This is a genomic window from Clostridium caldaquaticum (assembly GCF_023806125.1).
Classification (GTDB): Bacteria; Bacillota; Clostridia; order Clostridiales; family Clostridiaceae; genus Clostridium_AT; species Clostridium_AT caldaquaticum.
This window is the reverse complement of sequence record NZ_JAMSKT010000018.1, coordinates 1-17,483: the sequence shown is the minus strand read 5'-3', so window position 1 is coordinate 17,483 and position 17,483 is coordinate 1. Positions and strand designations below refer to the sequence as shown.

The following is a 17,483-nucleotide window of genomic DNA, read 5'->3' as shown; positions in this document are numbered from 1 at the left end:
GAAGAAAATTTTTTTCAAACAATTGCACATATACGTATTTTAAAAAAGAGTTAAGAAAATAAATTTCTTGAGTTAAAGGGGAGTAATTATGCAAAATCGTCTGTCAACAATAAAACCATACACTCGTGCCATATTGAAAGGTCATCTTTGTTCATGTGGTATTGATTATAAAAATATGGATAAGCCAATAATTGCAATAGCAAATTCGTGGAATGAAATAGTTCCAGGTCATGTTCATTTAAGACAATTAGCTGACCGTGTTAAAAAAGGTGTAGAAGAAGCAGGTGGACTTGCACTTGAGTTTAATACTATTGCGGTTTGTGATGGTATTACTCAAGGGCATGAAGGAATGAAATATTCTCTTCCAAGCCGTGAAACTATTGCAGATAGTGTTGAGATAATGGTAAATGGACACGGTATATTCGATGGAATGGTTGCACTAAGTTCTTGTGACAAGATTGTTCCAGGTATGCTAATGGCTGCTGCACGATTGAATTTACCAAGTTTAGTAGTATTAGGCGGTGTAATGCCAAATCACATTAAGCCAAAGGAGTCAAAGGAAGCTAGAAAACAATTTTTAGCAGGAGAGCTGGATGAAGCAGGTCTTGTTGAGGTAACAAAAAAATATTATCCAAGTGCAGGAGCATGTCCGTTTTTAGGTACAGCTAACACTATGCAGGGATTATCAGAAGCATTAGGAATGACATTGCCTAAAACATCATGGATGCAGGCTTTATCTGAAGAGCAGCTATTGGCTGCTGAGGAAGCAGGGCGTCAAGCAGTAGAACTTGTGAAAAAAGGAATTAAGCCAAGAGATATACTTACATTAGATGCCTTTAAAAACGCAATTTCAGTACTGCTAGCTATGGGTGGCTCCCTTAATGCATGTCTTCATTTGCCTGCAATTGCCCATGAAGCTGGAATAGAGCTGCCTTTAGAACTATTTGATGAAATTAGCCGTAAGGTTCCATTCCTTGCTGGTGTGACACCAAACAATAATGAATATACAACGAATGATTTACAACGTGCTGGAGGAATGCCTGCTTTAATGAAGGAAATTTCAGAGTATTTAAATCTTAATGTTTTAACAGTAACAGGAAGAACAGTTGCAGAAAATATTAAGGATGCTAAGGTTCTTGACCGCGAAATTATTCACTATATTGATAGACCAATCGACAATGAAGGCGGAATTGCTGTACTGAAAGGTAATTTGGCTGCAGATGGCGCCTTAATTAAACAGTCTGCGGTTCCTGAATATTTAAAATCCTTTATTGGTGATGCAATCGTCTTTAACTGTGAGGAAGATTTTGAAGAAGCTTATCAGGCAGGGAAAATTCGTGAAAATCATGCTGTTGTTATTCGTTATGAAGGACCTAAAGGTGGACCAGGAATGAGAGAAATGCATCGTTGTACAGAAATTCTAGGCAAATTTAAATACGTTGCTTTAATTACAGACGGTCGTTTTTCAGGTGCATCTGCAGGATTATCTATTGGACATGTAAGTCCAGAGGCAGCAGAAGGCGGAATTATTGCACTGGTAAAAAATGGTGATAAAATTTCCATAGATATCGCAAATCGTTCAATTACATTACTTGTGTCTAATGAAGAATTGGAAAAGAGAAAACAAGAGTTAGAAGTGGTAAAACGAGAAGCAGGAAAGTTATTAAGATTATATTCAGTAAGTACTGCTTCAGCAGCTACAGGTGCGATTCGTTCTGTTAGAGAATAGGAGTAGCCCACGTTAAGAAAATATGTATTTAAATCTAGTGTAATGGCATGCCAAAGCTGGCATGCCATTAAAATTATTTTAAATCTTTTATTGCTTTTTCAGCAAAAGTATTGTTTACTATCTTATCAAATGGTGGTCTTTCTGTTAAAAGATCTGCTTTGTAGGATTGGATTATATCCATAAGTCTTGTTAAGTTTTCTTCTTTAAGGATAAGATTTGATGCATAAGCGTCTATATCTTTATAGTTTTTAACAACTTGTGCTATTAAAGCTTCATCAGTTCCAGGAAAAAAGGATTTTATGGCTTTAGCAATTTCTGTTTCATTATTTTTCTGAACCCAAAGCTGACCTTTGTAAACAGCTCTTGTAAATTTTTCTATAATTTGCGGGTTATTTTCTATATAGGATTTTGTTGCATAGTAACAGGTATATGGAATTATTCCAGCAGAAGCTCCAACTGATGCTACAATATAACCAGCGTTATCTTTTTTTAAAAGACTTGCATTTGGTTCAAACAGTGCAGCATAATCTCCTGTACCACCTTTAAAAGCTCCTGTTGTTGCAGCAAAAGCTATATTTGTAATTACATTTAGATCCTTTCCTGGAGTTAGCCCATGATTTCTAAGTACATATTCAAGAGCCATTTCAGGCATTCCACCAGGTCGTCTTCCAATAACGTTTTTTCCTTTTAAGGATTCCCATTTAAAATCTTTTTCTTCTTTTCTTGACACTAAAAAGGAACCGTCCTTTTGTGTAAGCTGACCAAATACTATAGGGTAGTCTTCTCTTTTTTGGTTATAAATATATAATACTTGTTCTGGACCAGAGAAGCCTATATCTACGCTTTTGCTAAGTACTTGCTGCATAGTTTTATCTGCACCTTCACCAGTTGTAAGTTCGATTTCCAAACCCTCTTCCTTGAAAAAACCTTCATTCATGGCAACGTAAAATGGAGCATAGAAAATGGAACGAGTTACCTCATTTAATTTTACTTTTACTACAGTATCACTGACTTGTTTTTTACAGCCTGCAAATATAGTTGCAATTATTATAAAAGAGACAAGCAGGGAAAATAAAGTTATGCGTCTTTTCTTCATGGTACACCTCCATTAAAATTTAAGTATAATTTATAATATGTTATGGAGGGAGATAGTGTTAAAGAAAAATTTATTTATATAGGCTTCAAATATGATAAATATAAGAATAGAAAATTGTTACTAACATATAATCTATGCAGTTCTTCATGCAAGTTTGAAAAATTTAAAAATCTTTTAAGAGTTTTTGATACAAAATTAATAAAAACATTCATTATTACAATTCTGTTAAATTCCAATAATCTCTTGATATTAACACTATAATAAACTATAATAATATAGATTAATGATTTATTTAATATTTAAAATTATGCAATATCTGTAGCTAAAAAATTCATAGGGGGTTATTTATGAGTACTAAGATTAAAATGCTAGTTCCTTTAGTGGAAATGGATGGCGATGAAATGACAAGGATAATATGGGCCAAAATTAAGGAAATTCTTATAAACCCATATGTAGAATTAAATACTGAGTATTATGATCTGGGACTTAAGTATAGAGATGAAACTAACGACCAGGTTACAGTAGATGCAGCTGAGGCTATTAAGAAGTATGGAGTAGGCGTAAAGTGTGCTACTATAACACCCAATGCTGATAGAGTTAAAGAATACAATTTGAAAAAAATGTGGAAAAGCCCTAATGGTACTATAAGAGCTATTTTAGATGGTACTGTTTTTAGAACTCCAATAATAGTGAATAATATCAAGCCGTTTGTAAGAACTTGGAATAAGCCTATAACAATTGCAAGACATGCCTATGGTGATGTTTATAAAAATGTAGAGTATCGTGTACAAGAAGCTGGGAAGGCAGAGCTAGTATTTACATCAAAAAGTGGAAATATTACAAGACAGACAATTCAGGATTTTGAAGGTTCCGGAGTATTAATGGGAATGCACAATCTTGATGAGTCCATAAAAAGCTTTGCTAGAGCTTGTTTTAATTATGCTTTGGATTTAAAACAAGATTTATGGTTCTCAAGTAAAGATACTATATCAAAGATTTATGATCACACCTTTAAAGATATCTTCCAGGAGATTTATGATAAAGAGTATAAGTCAAAGTTTGAAGATGCAAAAATAGAGTATTTTTATACTCTTGTTGATGATGCAGTATCCAGAATTATACGTTCTGAAGGGGGTATGGTTTGGGCATGTAAAAACTATGACGGTGATGTTATGTCTGATATGGTTGCTACAGCTTTTGGAAGTCTTGCTATGATGACTTCAGTGCTTGTTTCACCTGAAGGTTATTATGAGTATGAGGCAGCTCATGGAACAGTACAAAGACACTATTATAATCACTTGAAGGGTATGGAAACATCAACAAATTCAATGGCTACAATTTTTGCTTGGACTGGCGCTCTTAAAAAGAGAGGAGAACTGGATGGAATAAAGGAACTTGTTGAATTTGCAGACAAACTTGAGAAAGCGTCTATAAAAACTATTGAAGAAAACTGCATGACAAAAGACCTTGCACAATTGGTTGAATCAAATGAGGTTAAGGTAGTGAATACTGAAAACTTCCTTTGGGAAATCAAGAAAAGATTGGATGAAATGCTGTAAAATTAAATAGAAAAAACAATATTATATAGTTTTTTTTCAAAGGTTACTAATGTCATTAAAAATGATCGTTTTAGCCAGTTGGAAAGACCTATAAATTATAAGAATTGTAATATAAATGCAATTTTGATATAATAAAAATTGCATATAAAAAAGGGGGCTATATCTATGTTTAAAATTCAAAAGTATAATAATATTATGCAAGAAATACTTGATGTGTTGCCAAAGGATTTATATGAGCAGGGAGAAAATTTTGAAAATCCAGATGCAATAATTCTAAGAAGTTTTAATTTGCTTAATTATGAACTTCCTGAAAATCTTAAGGCAATTGCAAGAGCAGGAGCGGGAGTTAACAATATACCAGTTGAGAGATGTACTGAAAAAGGAATTGTTGTTTTTAATACTCCAGGAGCTAATGCAAATGCGGTTAAGGAGCTTGTGCTAGCATCTCTTTTTCTATCTTCAAGAAAGATAAATGCTGGTATAAATTGGGCTAAATCTCTTAAAGGAAAAGGAGAAGAGGTTGCAAAATTAGTAGAAAAGGGTAAATCTAATTTCGAGGGGCCGGAGATTAAGGGGAAGAAGCTTGGAATTTTAGGACTTGGACATATAGGAGTATTAGTTGCTAATGCTGCAGCTGCTCTTGGTATGGAGGTAATAGGTTATGACCCATATATATCAGTTGATGCAGCATGGCAGCTTTCACAAAATGTAAAAAAGGCAACAAGTCTTGATAATTTATTAGCAACTTCAGATTACATTACTATTCATATTCCTTTAGATAAAAACACTAAAGGTATGATTAATAGAGAGAAATTTGCTTTAATGAAAAAAGGCATTAAGATAATTAATATGGCTAGAGGAGGACTTGTTGTAAACGAGCATTTGCTTGAGGCTATAGAAAATGGTACTGTTAGCTGTTATGTTACAGATTTTCCAGAGGATGAGCTATTAGATAATGAAAATATCATACCTATTCCTCATTTAGGAGCCTCAACTCCAGAGTCTGAGGAAAACTGTGCTGTTATGGCAGTAGATGAGCTTAAAAACTTTCTTGAAAAAGGTACTATAAAGAATTCTGTTAACTTTCCAGACTGTGAGCTTCCTTACTCAGGAGGAATAAGACTTTTAGTTGCTAATATTAATATTCCTAACATGGTTGGACAAATAACAACAATATTAGCAAGCAATAATATAAATATTTCTGGTATGATAAATGCACACAAGGGAAATACTGGATATAACATATTGGATGTTGAGGGAGATGTAACAGAAGAAATTCTGCAAAATATAAAAGCTATTGATGGTGTAACAATGGTAAGACTTATAAAGTAAATAAACACTTTAAATTTATGTTTTTAATATTATGGTGAATTTATAAGAGCTAATGTGAGGTTGTGGAAAACTATTTAAAAATAGTTTTTCTACAACCTCTATTTGATTTTTAAATCTTAGGTTGACAGTTTTTAAAATAATAGTATAATAATTAGTAATAATATCATAAATAAAAGCTTTGAAAAAGAGGAGTAGAGGTTAAGGAGTATTAAGAGAGGAAGGTTCATAGGCTGTAAGACTTTCTATATGAATTACCTTGAAGGTAGCTTTGGAGCTTCTTGCTTGAATTTAGTAGAGCAGGACGGTTTTCTTTACCGTTAATTTGATTAAGAGCCTATAAGGCAGGTTGCCTGTAGGAAAAAAGGTGGTACCGCGAGTATGTCTTCGTCCTTTTATGGATGAAGGCTTTTTTATTTGGTTATAATGTTTAATACAAGGAGATGAAAGATATGGAAGAGTTTAAAAACATTGCAACAACCTATAATCCAAAAGAATTTGAAGAAAGAATTTATAAAACATGGGAAGAGAAAAAGTATTTTACCCCTGTAGTAGATAAATCTAAAAAGCCTTATACAATAGTAATGCCTCCTCCAAATATAACAGGCAAGCTTCATTTAGGTCATGCTCTTGACAATACTCTTCAGGACTTTTTAATAAGAGTAAAGAGAATGCAGGGCTACAGTACTCTTTGGCTTCCAGGGGAAGATCATGCAAGTATTGCAACAGAAGTAAAGGTTGAAAATGAGCTTTTAAAACAAGGATTTGTAAAGAAGGAAATGGGAAGAGAAGCCTTTCTTGATAAGGTTTGGGAATGGACCGATGAATATAGAGATAGAATAAGACAGCAGCTTAAGAAGATGGGAGCTTCTGCAGACTTTACTAGGGAAGCTTTTACTATGGATGAGAATTTAAATAAAGCTGTAAGAACTGTTTTTGTTAAGCTTTATAAAGAAGGTCTTATATATCAGGGAAACAGAATAACCAACTGGTGTCCAAAATGTAAAACTGCACTTTCTGATGCAGAAATAGAATACAGTGAGCAGTCTGGATACTTTTGGCACATAAAATACCCAGTAGTTGGAAGTAATGAGTTTATAGAAATTGCTACTACAAGACCTGAGACTATGCTTGGTGACACAGCTGTTGCAGTAAATCCTAAGGATGAAAGATATGCTCATTTAGTAGGTAAAACTTTGATGCTGCCTCTTATAAATAGAGAAATACCAATTATAGCAGATGACTATGTAGACATGGAATTTGGAACTGGAGCAGTAAAAATAACTCCAGCACACGATCCTAATGATTATGAAGTTGGTAAGAGACATAATTTAGAGCAGATAAAGGTTATGAATGACGATGGTACTATAAACCATTTAGGCGGTAAATATGCTAACATGGACAGATACGAGGCAAGAAAAGTTATTGTTAATGATTTAGAACAACAAGGCTTCCTTGTTAAGATAAAAGACCATATTCACAATGTTGGCTGCCATGACAGATGTAGAACTGTAATTGAGCCTATGATATCAAAACAGTGGTATGTAAGGATGGAATCTCTTGCAAAGCCAGCTATTCAGGCTGTTAGAGAAAAGAAGATTAAATTTGTTCCAGAAAGATTTGAAAAGATATACTACAATTGGATGGAAAACATTCAAGATTGGTGTATATCAAGGCAGCTTTGGTGGGGACACAGAATTCCAGTTTGGTACTGCAATGACTGTGGTAATATGATAGTTGCTGAAGAAGCTCCGAAGATTTGTTTAAAATGCAGCAGTAACAATCTAGAGCAGGACAAAGATGTTCTTGATACTTGGTTTAGTTCAGCCTTATGGCCATTTTCAACTTTAGGCTGGCCAAATGAAACAGAAGACTTAAAATATTTTTACCCAACAAGTACACTTGTAACGGGTTATGATATTATATTCTTCTGGGTAGCAAGAATGATTTTCTCAGGACTTCACAATATGAAGGATATTCCGTTTGAAACAGTATTAATTCACGGTATTATAAGAGACTCAGAAGGAAGAAAAATGTCTAAATCATTAGGCAATGGTGTAGATCCTCTTGATGTTATAGAACAATATGGAGCTGATGCTTTAAGATTTATGCTTATAACAGGAAACGCTCCAGGTAATGATATACGCTTCCAAATAGAGAAAGTTGAAGCTGCTAGAAACTTTGCAAACAAGATTTGGAATGCTTCAAGATTTGTTATGATGAACTTAGATAAATCTCTTATAGACAAGTATAAAGAAGAGAAAGTTTATACTTTAGCTGATAAATGGATGCTATCAAGATTAAATACAATAGTTAAGGAAATAACTGATAATATAGACAAGTTTGAAATAGGTATAGCTTCTCAAAAGATATATGATTTTATCTGGACTGAGCTTTGCGACTGGTATATAGAGCTTGTTAAGCCAGTTCTTTATGGTAATGATGAGAAACAAAAGGGTGCATCCTTAAATGTATTATATAAAGCTTTAACAACCAGCTTACAGCTGCTTCACCCTATAATGCCTTTTATTACCGAGGAAATTTATACTCATTTGGATGCAGAATATGAATCTATTACTATTTCAAATTGGCCGCAATATGAAGAATCTTTAAATGATAGAAATGCCGAAGAGGATATGAACTATATTATAGATGCTATAAGATCAATAAGAAATGTAAGAGCAGAAATGAATGTACCGCCTTCAAGAAAGGCTAAGCTCATGGTTTACGCAGCAAGTGAAGCAAAAGCTGCATTTAATGCAGGAACTGTGTATTTTGAAAAACTGGCTTCTGCTTCAGAAGTTGAAATTTTAGATTCAAAAGAAGGTATTCCGGAAAATGCTGTTTCAATTGTAACATCTGGAGCTGAAATTTTTATTCCATTATTAGACTTGGTTGATAGGGAAAAGGAGCTTGAAAGATTAAACAAAGAAAAAGCTAAGCTTTTAAGCGAAATAGACAGAGTTGAAAAGAAACTTTCTAATAGTAATTTTACAAGCAAGGCTCCAGCTTCAGTTGTAGAGGAAGAAAAAGTAAAGGGAGAAAAGTACAAAGAGATGTTAACTGCTGTTCTTCAAAGAATAGATAGCTTAAATTAAATCTCTGTTGAAATTTAACGCTAAAAAACTTAATGCTAAATAAATACAATATGTTAAATTTTAAATACAATTATAGACACGGAATCCACAATTTCCGTGTCTAAATTATTAGAAGGTGACTATTATGAATTATAATGAAGCTATGAATTATATAAAAAATACTGCAAAGTTTGGAAGTAAGTATGGATTGGAAAGAACAGAGAAAATTTTAGAACTTTTAGGAAATCCACATAAAAAGCTTAAGTGCATACATATAGCAGGGACAAATGGTAAGGGTTCTACTACTGCTATGATTACGGAAATATTAAAGGAAGCAGGCTATAAAGTGGGAATGTATATATCCCCTTATTTAGAAGAGTTTGAAGAGAGAATTCAGATAAACGGAGAAAATATTGCAAAGAATGATTTAAGCTTTTCGGTAACAGCAGTGTCAAAAGCCGTAGATGAAGTAGTAAGCTTAGGTTATGAACATCCAACAGAATTTGAGATTATTACATGTACTATGTTTTATTATTTTTATTTGCATAAAGTAGATTATGCAGTTGTAGAAGTAGGTCTTGGAGGAAGGTTGGATTCAACTAATGTAATTACTCCAATACTTAGCATAATAACTTCAATAAGCTATGATCATATGAATATTTTAGGGGATACTTTAAGCAAAATAGCTTACGAAAAGGCTGGAATAATAAAGTATAGTGTACCGTTAGTATTATCCCCTCAGGAAGAAGAAAGCCTAAAGGTTATAAGAAATATCTGTATAGAGAAAAATGCTAAACTTGTAGAGGTTTCTAAAGATTCAGCTAAGCTTAAAGAAGTTTCAGATTATATGCAGCATTTAATAATTAATACTGAAAAGGATAGTTATGATATATATCTTTCACTTTTAGGAAAACATCAAATTCAAAACTGCGCTACTGTAATTTATGCAGCTGAAGAATTAGCACTGCAGGGTTTGCAAATAAGGAAGGAACACATAATCAACGGACTTAAAAAGGTAAAATGGCCTGGAAGATTAGAAATGATGAGCAGAAAACCTTTAGTAGTAATTGATGGAGCACATAATATTGACGGTATTAAAAAACTTGCAGAAAGTATAGATACTTATTTTAATTATGAAAAACTTATATTGATTTTAGGAATATTAGCAGATAAACAAATAAAAGAGATGATAGATATTATAGCACCTAAAGCTTTTAAAATAATAGCTGTAACTCCTCATTCTGATAGAGGAGAACTGGCAGAAGAATTAGCTTATGCTATAAGTTTAGTCAATCCTAGTGTAGAGGTTATTGAAGACTATGAAGCTGCGTATAATACTGCAAAAACCTATTGTACTGAAAATGATTTGCTGCTAATATCTGGTTCTCTTTATATGATAGGTGACATGAGAAAGATAATAAGAAATAAATAAAGTATTAACAGTTTTACCCCGGTTACATATTATATAAGTGTAACGGGGGTGGTAAAAGTGAGTTATTTATATATTTGTAATACATCTTCTGACAATATTTCAAAAGTAAATTTGGCAGCATTTAAAGAAGAATATAAAATACCATTGAACCAGGATAAGTTAAACAGAGTAGGTCCCCATGATATTTGTCCTTATAAAGATAAATTATTAATTGCTAATAGTTATAACAATAGTTTATCTATTGTAGACATAAATGAAAACAAAGAAATTGAAAGTTATTTTATTGGTATGCACTGCAATGGAGTTTCATTATTTGGCGACAATGCTTATATTATTTGTGGAGAATCAAATTGTTTAATAGTTTTCAACTTAATAAAAAGAAAAATAATTGAGGAAATACCTTGTGAAAGCTTTCCACACAGTATAAGCATTGATAAAGAAAAGGGTATTATGGTTATTGCTAATATGCAAAGTGACAGTATAACATTAATACGCTGCAGTGATAAAGAAAATATAGCGAACATAAAGGTTGCACCATATCCTACAAAGGCAATATTTACACCAAATGGAAGATATGTTTTGGTGTGTGAGAGCAATATGGGAATACATGAATATGGAAATTTAAAAATAATAGAATTAATTAGTTTAAAGACAGTTGGTAATGTAAAATTAGGAAATTGTCCTGTAGATATATATACTGAAGAGAACTATTCTTATATTTCAAATTTTGGAGAAGGAACAATTAGTGTTGTTGATATAAAAAGGATGATAGAGGTTAAAAGAATTAAAATAGGGGGTATGCCAAGGGGAATAGTTAAAGAAGGAAGAAACATATATATTGGAGATAACTACAATAATTTATTAGTGGAGTTAAATTTAGATAAGGAAAATAAAAAAGTCATACCTATAGGCGGCGAACCTACTGGAATGACATTAATTTAATCTACCAACAGACGAATAATGCTGCTGTAAAGCTCAGCAGAGTTTTTTTTCCACTTATTGCATAAGTCACTTGCTTGTTTGTTTGATGGGACATTAAGCTTTAAGTCAATCAAGGTAGTGCTGTTTTCTGTAGCTTTTAGATTTACTATATAATTATTATTGTTTTCTATAGTATAATCAGCTGAAATAGTAATTTCTTTTTTTATTTTAACTAAGTTCTTCTTTAAATAGCTGTCTATTATTTCTATTTTGTTTTGAGGAAGTCTTTCTTTAAACATAGATAGAACTTTTGTGCCTTTTTCCGTTATAATCAATCTTTGTTTAGATTCTTCAGTGCTATATTCTAAAAAACCTGAGGACACCAGCTCAGATATGTATTGATGAAGAGTAAAATAATTAATAAAATTATTTTCTAAAATTATTTGTGTTATTTGTATATTTGAAATTGGAAATTTAATTTTATCCAATATATAAAGTACAAGTAATTTATTCTCTGCTAAATCTGAAGTATCTCCAAACATAGCCTTTCCCCCTTTTGTTAAGCTTATAAAATCAGCTATAAAATATTATATCACAAAAAGCACCGAAGTGAATCGGTGCTTTTAAATTAAATATTTTCCATATGTATTTTAAGCTTTTTTATTATTAATTAATTCATTTTCAGCTAAGGAGATTAATCTTTTTACCATTTCTCCACCTACACGGCCGCAATTTTTTGTTGACACATATCCCCAATAATCTTCAGAGCCTTGATGAACACCTAAATTTAGCTCCTCTGCAATTTCATATTTCATATTGTCTAATATTTTATGTGCTTCGGGTATTAATTGAGATTTTCTGCTTCTTGATGAACCTAGTGCCATTATAATTCCTCCCTTATATATATTTGCTATGTATTGTATTAATAGTTTTTGCTGCATATAACAGTTTATACTGTGATGTTTCAGGCTTTATTGGTTAAGTTATCCACTAAGTTAAAACAAAAGAATATAATCTTTAAAGTAGAATAAAATTATATTGAAAATAAATTTATAAGAGGGAGAAGTATGAGAAATTTTTACATAAAAAGTGTTAGGTTAAAAAAAGTATATTTACTTATAATTCTTTTGCTGTTTGGTTCAATTATCTCAATAATTAGCAATTATAGAGATACAGGAGTTTTTAAGCTGTTTTATAAAAAAGTTCCTATTTACAGTGTAGAAACTAAAGATAAGAAAATAGCTTTAACTTTTGACTTAAGCTGGGGGAATGATAATACCTCTAAAATATTAGACATATTAGATGAATACAAGGTAAAGGCTACTTTTTTTCTTGTAGGAGCTTGGATAGATGATAATGAAAATTTAGTAAAAGATATTGTAAAAAGAGGACATGAGTTAGGAAATCATACAAATAAACACCCAGATATGACAAAGATATCAAAAGAAAAAATGCTGCAAGATATTATGAGTTGTGAAGCTAAGATAATAGCTATAAGTGGACAGAGTACAAAACTATTTAGATGTCCATCAGGTGCATATAATGATCTTGTAATTGAAACTGTACAAAATGCAGGGTATTATTGCATACAATGGGATGTAGACAGCATAGATTGGAAGGAACATGGAGCAGATATTGAGTATAATAGAGTAATAAAAAAAACTAAGCCTGGCTCTATACTTTTATATCATAATACTGCAAAATATACTCCGGAAACGCTGCCAAAGGTTATAAAAAAGCTTCAAGAAGATGGGTATAGTTTTGTAAAGGTGTCAGATTTAATATATAAAAATAATTTTTACATAGATGCAGCAGGAAAACAAATTTCTAAATAATTTTGAATATTATATTTTATTGAAAGCAGCAATTAAAATGTATTATAATGGTAATATCTCTGCCATAAGGTATAAAATAATAATACCTGTTTAAAATAAATTTAAACAAGCATATAGGCAGGGGGCGATAATTTGAAAACATTAACGGTAGTTGAAGGTATTATGGAAGAAAAACTAAAAACATATTTAAAAGATGCTTTAAATGTGCTAGGTATTAGTCATCGTTTTGTTGCAGCAGAAAGTTTGAAAGAAAATATGTACTTAGATTACATATTATTAAATAGTAGTAAAAAATTTGAGAACATTACCTTAAAGGGAAAGTATTGCTTTGTAAATATGGATAGTAATTTCAGTGATAACCTGAATGTTTTTGGAAATACCATAACCTATGGCTTTGGAATAAAAAATACGGTAACTGTTTCAAGTGTTGAGGACAATAATTTAGGTTTTGTATACTGCCTTCAACGATATTTGAATTTAGACACAATAAATCAAATTGAACCGCAGGAAATACCAATTCGTCTCCAATTTTCAGATGATATTCATTTATACGCTCTTATGATTGCTATAACTATAGGCTTAATTCAGTGTATAGATAGTGAAACTATAGAAAGAAATTTAGTAAAAAAGTTTTATAATTAATATAAAAAAGTTATATTTTGTATTTTATTTGAATATTTATATTTTGTATAGGTAATTAAAACTAAGGGAAAGAGGGGTTACGATGGATAATTTAATGTTAAACAACAAGATTTACTTGGAGGGAAAGATAATATCTAACCTTCAATTTAGTCATGAGATGTATGGAGAAGGATTTTATACATTTAATCTTGAAGTACCTAGATTAAGTGATGCTAAGGACGTATTATGCGTTACAGTTTCAGAAAGACTAATAGGGGGAATGGAGTTAAAAGAAGGCAGTGAGGTAATAGTTGAGGGACAGCTTAGATCTTACAACAAATTTATTGATGGAGCTAATAGGTTAATACTTTCGGTATTTGCAAGGAATGTAGAGTTTTGTATTGAAAAAAGTAAAAACCCGAATCAAATATTCCTTGATGGATATATATGCAAACAGCCAGTTTATAGAACTACTCCTTTCGGAAGGGAAATAGCAGATATGCTCTTGGCTGTAAATCGTTCATATAACAAATCAGATTACATCCCAACTATAGCTTGGGGAAGAAACTCAAGATTTTGTCAAGGTCTTCAAGTGGGAGATAATATAAGAGTTTGGGGAAGATTGCAAAGCAGAGAGTATGAGAAAAAGATTTCAGATACTGAAATTATTAAGAAAGTAGCCTATGAGGTTTCAATATCAAAGATGGAAAGAGTTAATAAAGATACTAGAAATGCCTCCACTGGTGATGAAGAAAGTATAATAGAAAATATAGAGGAATAATATTATTTTAATAAAAAATTAGCAGATAGTTATTCTATCTGCTAATTTTTTATCTTCTTAAATCCTCTAGAATTTGAGTTTTTTCTTTTGTTCTCTCATCTACAGTTTTTATAATCTTAGCAGGAGTTCCTGCAACAACAACACCATCAGGAACATCTTCTACTACAACTGAACCTGCTGCTACTACTGCACCTTTACCTACTTTAACACCTTCAAGTATTACTGCATTTGCTCCAATTAGTGCATCATCTTCAATTATGCAAGGTTCTTTGCTAGGTGGCTCAAGTACTCCAGCTACAACTGCACCGGCACCAAGATGTACTCTCTTTCCGATTTTTCCTCTTGCTCCTACAACAGCATTCATGTCTATCATGGCACCTTCTCCGATTTCAGCTCCTATATTTATTACGGCACCCATCATTATTACAGCATTTTTGCCTATAGTAACCTTATCTCTGATTATAGCACCTGGCTCAATTCTTGCATCTACATTTAAAATATCCATAAGTGGTATAGCAGAATTACGTCTATCATTTTCAAATTTGAATTTACTTATCTTGTCTTTGTTTTTCATTACTAAATCGCATACTTCATGGCTTTCTCCAAAAAGTACATAGAAATTATCAGAGCCGAAAACCTCAATTTTTCCAAAGTCCACTCCGCTTAAATCTCCAGAAATATAAGCTTTAACAGGAGTTACTTTTTTTGCCTCTTTTATATACCTTGCTATCTCATATGGATCTGTTAAATTATATTCCATATCATAATCCTCCTTTTTAAGACAAAAATCAAATAAGTATGACAGTATATCATAAATTATAATAGAAAATAAGCAATAATAAAAGGGGGAATTTGGACATGGAAGAAAATCTTTTAAAAAATAACAAATAAGTATATAATAATTTAATATACATGTATTCAATTTAAAAGTTCAGTTTAACAGTACAAAAAATTATAATTTAATGAAGCATTATATGGAGGATTATAAAATGACAGATTTAAAAAACACAGAGAATTTGATATCAAGAAATGTACAAAGTATTGAAATATCAGGTATAAGAAAGTTTTTTAATAAGGTGATGCATTTTCCAGAAGCTATATCATTAACACTAGGACAGCCAGATTTTAGCGTACCTGAAAAGATAAAAAAAGCAATGATAAAAGCAATTGAAGAAAATAAAACTGCATACACTGCTAATGCTGGAATAATAGAACTCAGAGAGGAGATATGTAACTATTTACAGGGCTTTAATATAAAATATAATGCTGAAGAAGTATGCATAACTATAGGGGGAAGTGAAGCTATACTTTCGGTATTTACTTCTCTTTTGAATCCTGGTGATAAAGTACTTATTCCAACTCCTGCCTATCCAGCCTATGAAAGCTGTGTTAGACTTATGGGGGGAAAAACTATAGATTATAAGCTCGAGGAAGATTTTTCAATAAATTTTGTAGAGCTTCAAAAACTTATTGATAAGGAGAAGCCTAAAATATTAGTTTTATCTTATCCATCAAATCCTACAGGAGCAGTGCTTTCAAAAGAAGATAGAGATAAGCTTTATTATGTACTGAAAAAAAAGTCTATTGTTATAGTTACTGACGAAATATACAGTTCCTTATGCTTTGAAAAAGATTATTACTCAATAGCTCAAATACAAGAGTTAAAAGACAGAATTATCTTAGTAAGCGGTTTTTCAAAAATGTTTTCTATGACAGGACTCAGGGTTGGCTTTGTTTGTGCTCCTTTAAAATTTATGACTCAAATAATAAAGGTGCATCAATACAATGTTTCCTGTGCTTCATCCATTGCTCAATATGGAGCTTATGCAGGTTTGAAAGATTGCCTTCAAGATGTAGAAAAAATGAAAGCTGAATTTATCAAAAGACGCGATTATGTTTATGAAAGATTAACAGTCATGGGAATGGATATTGTAATGCCTAAAGGAGCTTTTTACATATTTCCATCAATAGCTAAGTATAATTTAAAAAGCGAAGAGTTTAGCGAAAGACTTTTGAAAGAAGCACATCTTGCAGTGGTTCCAGGCTCTGCCTTTGGAAATGGAGGAGAGGGACATATAAGAATATCATATTCATATAGCTTAGATACGTTGAAAGAAGGAATGGACAAATTAGAGAACTGGCTAAATAAAAACTTTAAGTAGAAGACTAAGGAAATGTTATTAATAAAGTAAATGGAATAAGACAAGATAATAATGGACACACTCAAAAGTGTGTCCATTATTATTATGATACTGGATTTTCTATAAGGTCATCCATATTATATAATCCGTTATTTTTTCCATGCATAAATTCACAAGCTTTCAAAGCTCCAACTGCAAAAACCTCTCTAGATAGTGCGGTATGCTTTATTTCTATAATTTCACCTTGTCCTGCAAATATTACCTCATGTTCTCCTACTATACTTCCACCTCTTACTGCGTGTATTCCAATGTCTTTATGCTCTCTCTTGCCTATACCTTCTCTCCCATATACAAATTGAGTTTTGTCAGATATAGAATCTTTTATAGTATTTGCAAGTAAAATTGCAGTTCCGCTTGGTGAATCTACCTTTTGATTATGATGTTTTTCAATTATTTCGATATCAAAATTGGTATATAACAAAGCACTTATTTTCTTTAAAATACTATTTACTACATTAACTCCTAGAGACATATTTGCAGAGTGGAATATAGGAATAATATTACTGTATTCATCTATTTTTTGAAGCTGCTCAGCTGTGAAGCCTGTGGTACATAATACAAGAGGAATATTTTTTTCTTTGCAGTAATTTAAAAGATTATCTAAAGAATCAGGTCTTGAAAAATCCAAAACTACATCTATATTTTCACTACACTCAGATATGTTTTCATATATCGGATAGTCTAATTTAGTTTTAAATTTATCCACTCCGGCTACAATTTTAAGATTAGAAAAGTTTTTAGAAACTGCTGTAACCATAGTTCCCATTTTCCCAGAGCAGCCATTTAGTAAGACTTTTATCATATTAACTATCATTCCTTTCGCTGTGCTCAAGGCACAAAAATTTATGAAAATGTATATTCTGTACAAACTCTGTCAATAATATAGGCAAGTATGCAGATAT

General features: G+C 31.8%; 15 protein-coding genes and 1 other annotated feature. Of the genes, 10 read left to right on the top strand and 5 right to left on the bottom strand.

Annotated elements, in window-relative coordinates:
• The first annotated feature begins 88 nt into the window (after positions 1-88).
• Positions 89-1,729 (top strand): dihydroxy-acid dehydratase, encoded by a 1,641-nt coding sequence (ilvD, locus tag M2651_RS11495; protein ID WP_252132494.1) that lies wholly within the window; start codon positions 89-91, stop codon positions 1,727-1,729.
• A 73-nt stretch (positions 1,730-1,802) separates the two neighbouring features.
• Here the strand turns inward: ilvD and M2651_RS11490 are convergent, their stop codons facing one another.
• Entirely contained in the window at positions 1,803-2,825 is a 1,023-nt protein-coding gene (locus M2651_RS11490) for an ABC transporter substrate-binding protein (RefSeq protein WP_252132493.1), read from the bottom strand.
• 347 nt (positions 2,826-3,172) lie between these two features.
• On the opposite strand from M2651_RS11490, the gene M2651_RS11485 reads away from it, so the two are divergent.
• From M2651_RS11485 to M2651_RS11465, 5 genes are all read left to right on the top strand, one after another.
• Positions 3,173-4,384, top strand: a complete 1,212-nt coding sequence (locus M2651_RS11485; RefSeq protein WP_252132492.1) for an NADP-dependent isocitrate dehydrogenase — start codon at positions 3,173-3,175, stop codon at positions 4,382-4,384.
• A gap of 165 nt (positions 4,385-4,549) precedes the next feature.
• Entirely contained in the window at positions 4,550-5,716 is a 1,167-nt protein-coding gene (locus M2651_RS11480; protein ID WP_252132491.1) for a phosphoglycerate dehydrogenase, read from the top strand.
• Between the two features lie 169 nt (positions 5,717-5,885).
• Positions 5,886-6,111, top strand: a binding site (T-box leader).
• 54 nt (positions 6,112-6,165) lie between these two features.
• Positions 6,166-8,811, top strand: a complete 2,646-nt coding sequence (locus tag M2651_RS11475; RefSeq protein WP_252132490.1) for a valine--tRNA ligase — start codon at positions 6,166-6,168, stop codon at positions 8,809-8,811.
• A 124-nt stretch (positions 8,812-8,935) separates the two neighbouring features.
• Positions 8,936-10,222 (top strand): bifunctional folylpolyglutamate synthase/dihydrofolate synthase, encoded by a 1,287-nt coding sequence (locus tag M2651_RS11470; protein ID WP_252132489.1) that lies wholly within the window; start codon positions 8,936-8,938, stop codon positions 10,220-10,222.
• A 57-nt stretch (positions 10,223-10,279) separates the two neighbouring features.
• The gene (locus M2651_RS11465; RefSeq protein WP_252132488.1) at positions 10,280-11,164 is read left to right on the top strand and encodes a YncE family protein; all 885 of its coding nucleotides are present in this window, start codon (positions 10,280-10,282) and stop codon (positions 11,162-11,164) included.
• Here M2651_RS11465 and M2651_RS11460 read toward each other — a convergent pair.
• A complete protein-coding gene (locus M2651_RS11460; RefSeq protein WP_252132487.1) occupies positions 11,161-11,685 on the bottom strand; it encodes a DUF4364 family protein in 525 nt (174 codons plus the stop codon). The genes M2651_RS11465 and M2651_RS11460 overlap by 4 nt on opposite strands.
• 108 nt (positions 11,686-11,793) lie before the next feature.
• Complete coding sequence (locus tag M2651_RS11455) at positions 11,794-12,027, bottom strand: alpha/beta-type small acid-soluble spore protein (RefSeq protein ID WP_252132486.1); 234 nt, start codon at positions 12,025-12,027, stop codon at positions 11,794-11,796.
• A gap of 183 nt (positions 12,028-12,210) precedes the next feature.
• Between M2651_RS11455 and pdaB the strand changes: the two genes are divergently transcribed.
• The 3 genes from pdaB (at position 12,211) to M2651_RS11440 (ending at position 14,380) form a co-directional block, all read left to right on the top strand.
• The gene (gene pdaB, locus M2651_RS11450) at positions 12,211-12,978 is read left to right on the top strand and encodes a polysaccharide deacetylase family sporulation protein PdaB (RefSeq protein ID WP_252132485.1); all 768 of its coding nucleotides are present in this window, start codon (positions 12,211-12,213) and stop codon (positions 12,976-12,978) included.
• A gap of 132 nt (positions 12,979-13,110) precedes the next feature.
• The gene (locus M2651_RS11445; protein ID WP_252132484.1) at positions 13,111-13,620 is read left to right on the top strand and encodes a UDP-N-acetylmuramoyl-tripeptide--D-alanyl-D-alanine ligase; all 510 of its coding nucleotides are present in this window, start codon (positions 13,111-13,113) and stop codon (positions 13,618-13,620) included.
• A gap of 82 nt (positions 13,621-13,702) precedes the next feature.
• Entirely contained in the window at positions 13,703-14,380 is a 678-nt protein-coding gene (locus M2651_RS11440) for a single-stranded DNA-binding protein (protein ID WP_252132483.1), read from the top strand.
• A 49-nt stretch (positions 14,381-14,429) separates the two neighbouring features.
• On the opposite strand, the gene dapD is transcribed toward M2651_RS11440, so the two are convergent.
• Positions 14,430-15,140, bottom strand: coding sequence for a 2,3,4,5-tetrahydropyridine-2,6-dicarboxylate N-acetyltransferase (dapD, locus tag M2651_RS11435; protein WP_252132482.1), 711 nt, complete (start codon positions 15,138-15,140; stop codon positions 14,430-14,432).
• Positions 15,141-15,369: 229 nt separating this feature from the next.
• Between dapD and M2651_RS11430 the strand changes: the two genes are divergently transcribed.
• Positions 15,370-16,542, top strand: a complete 1,173-nt coding sequence (locus M2651_RS11430) for a pyridoxal phosphate-dependent aminotransferase (RefSeq protein ID WP_252132481.1) — start codon at positions 15,370-15,372, stop codon at positions 16,540-16,542.
• Between the two features lie 82 nt (positions 16,543-16,624).
• On the opposite strand, the gene dapB is transcribed toward M2651_RS11430, so the two are convergent.
• Complete coding sequence (gene dapB / locus M2651_RS11425) at positions 16,625-17,383, bottom strand: 4-hydroxy-tetrahydrodipicolinate reductase (RefSeq protein WP_252132480.1); 759 nt, start codon at positions 17,381-17,383, stop codon at positions 16,625-16,627.
• Positions 17,384-17,483: the final 100 nt, after the last annotated feature.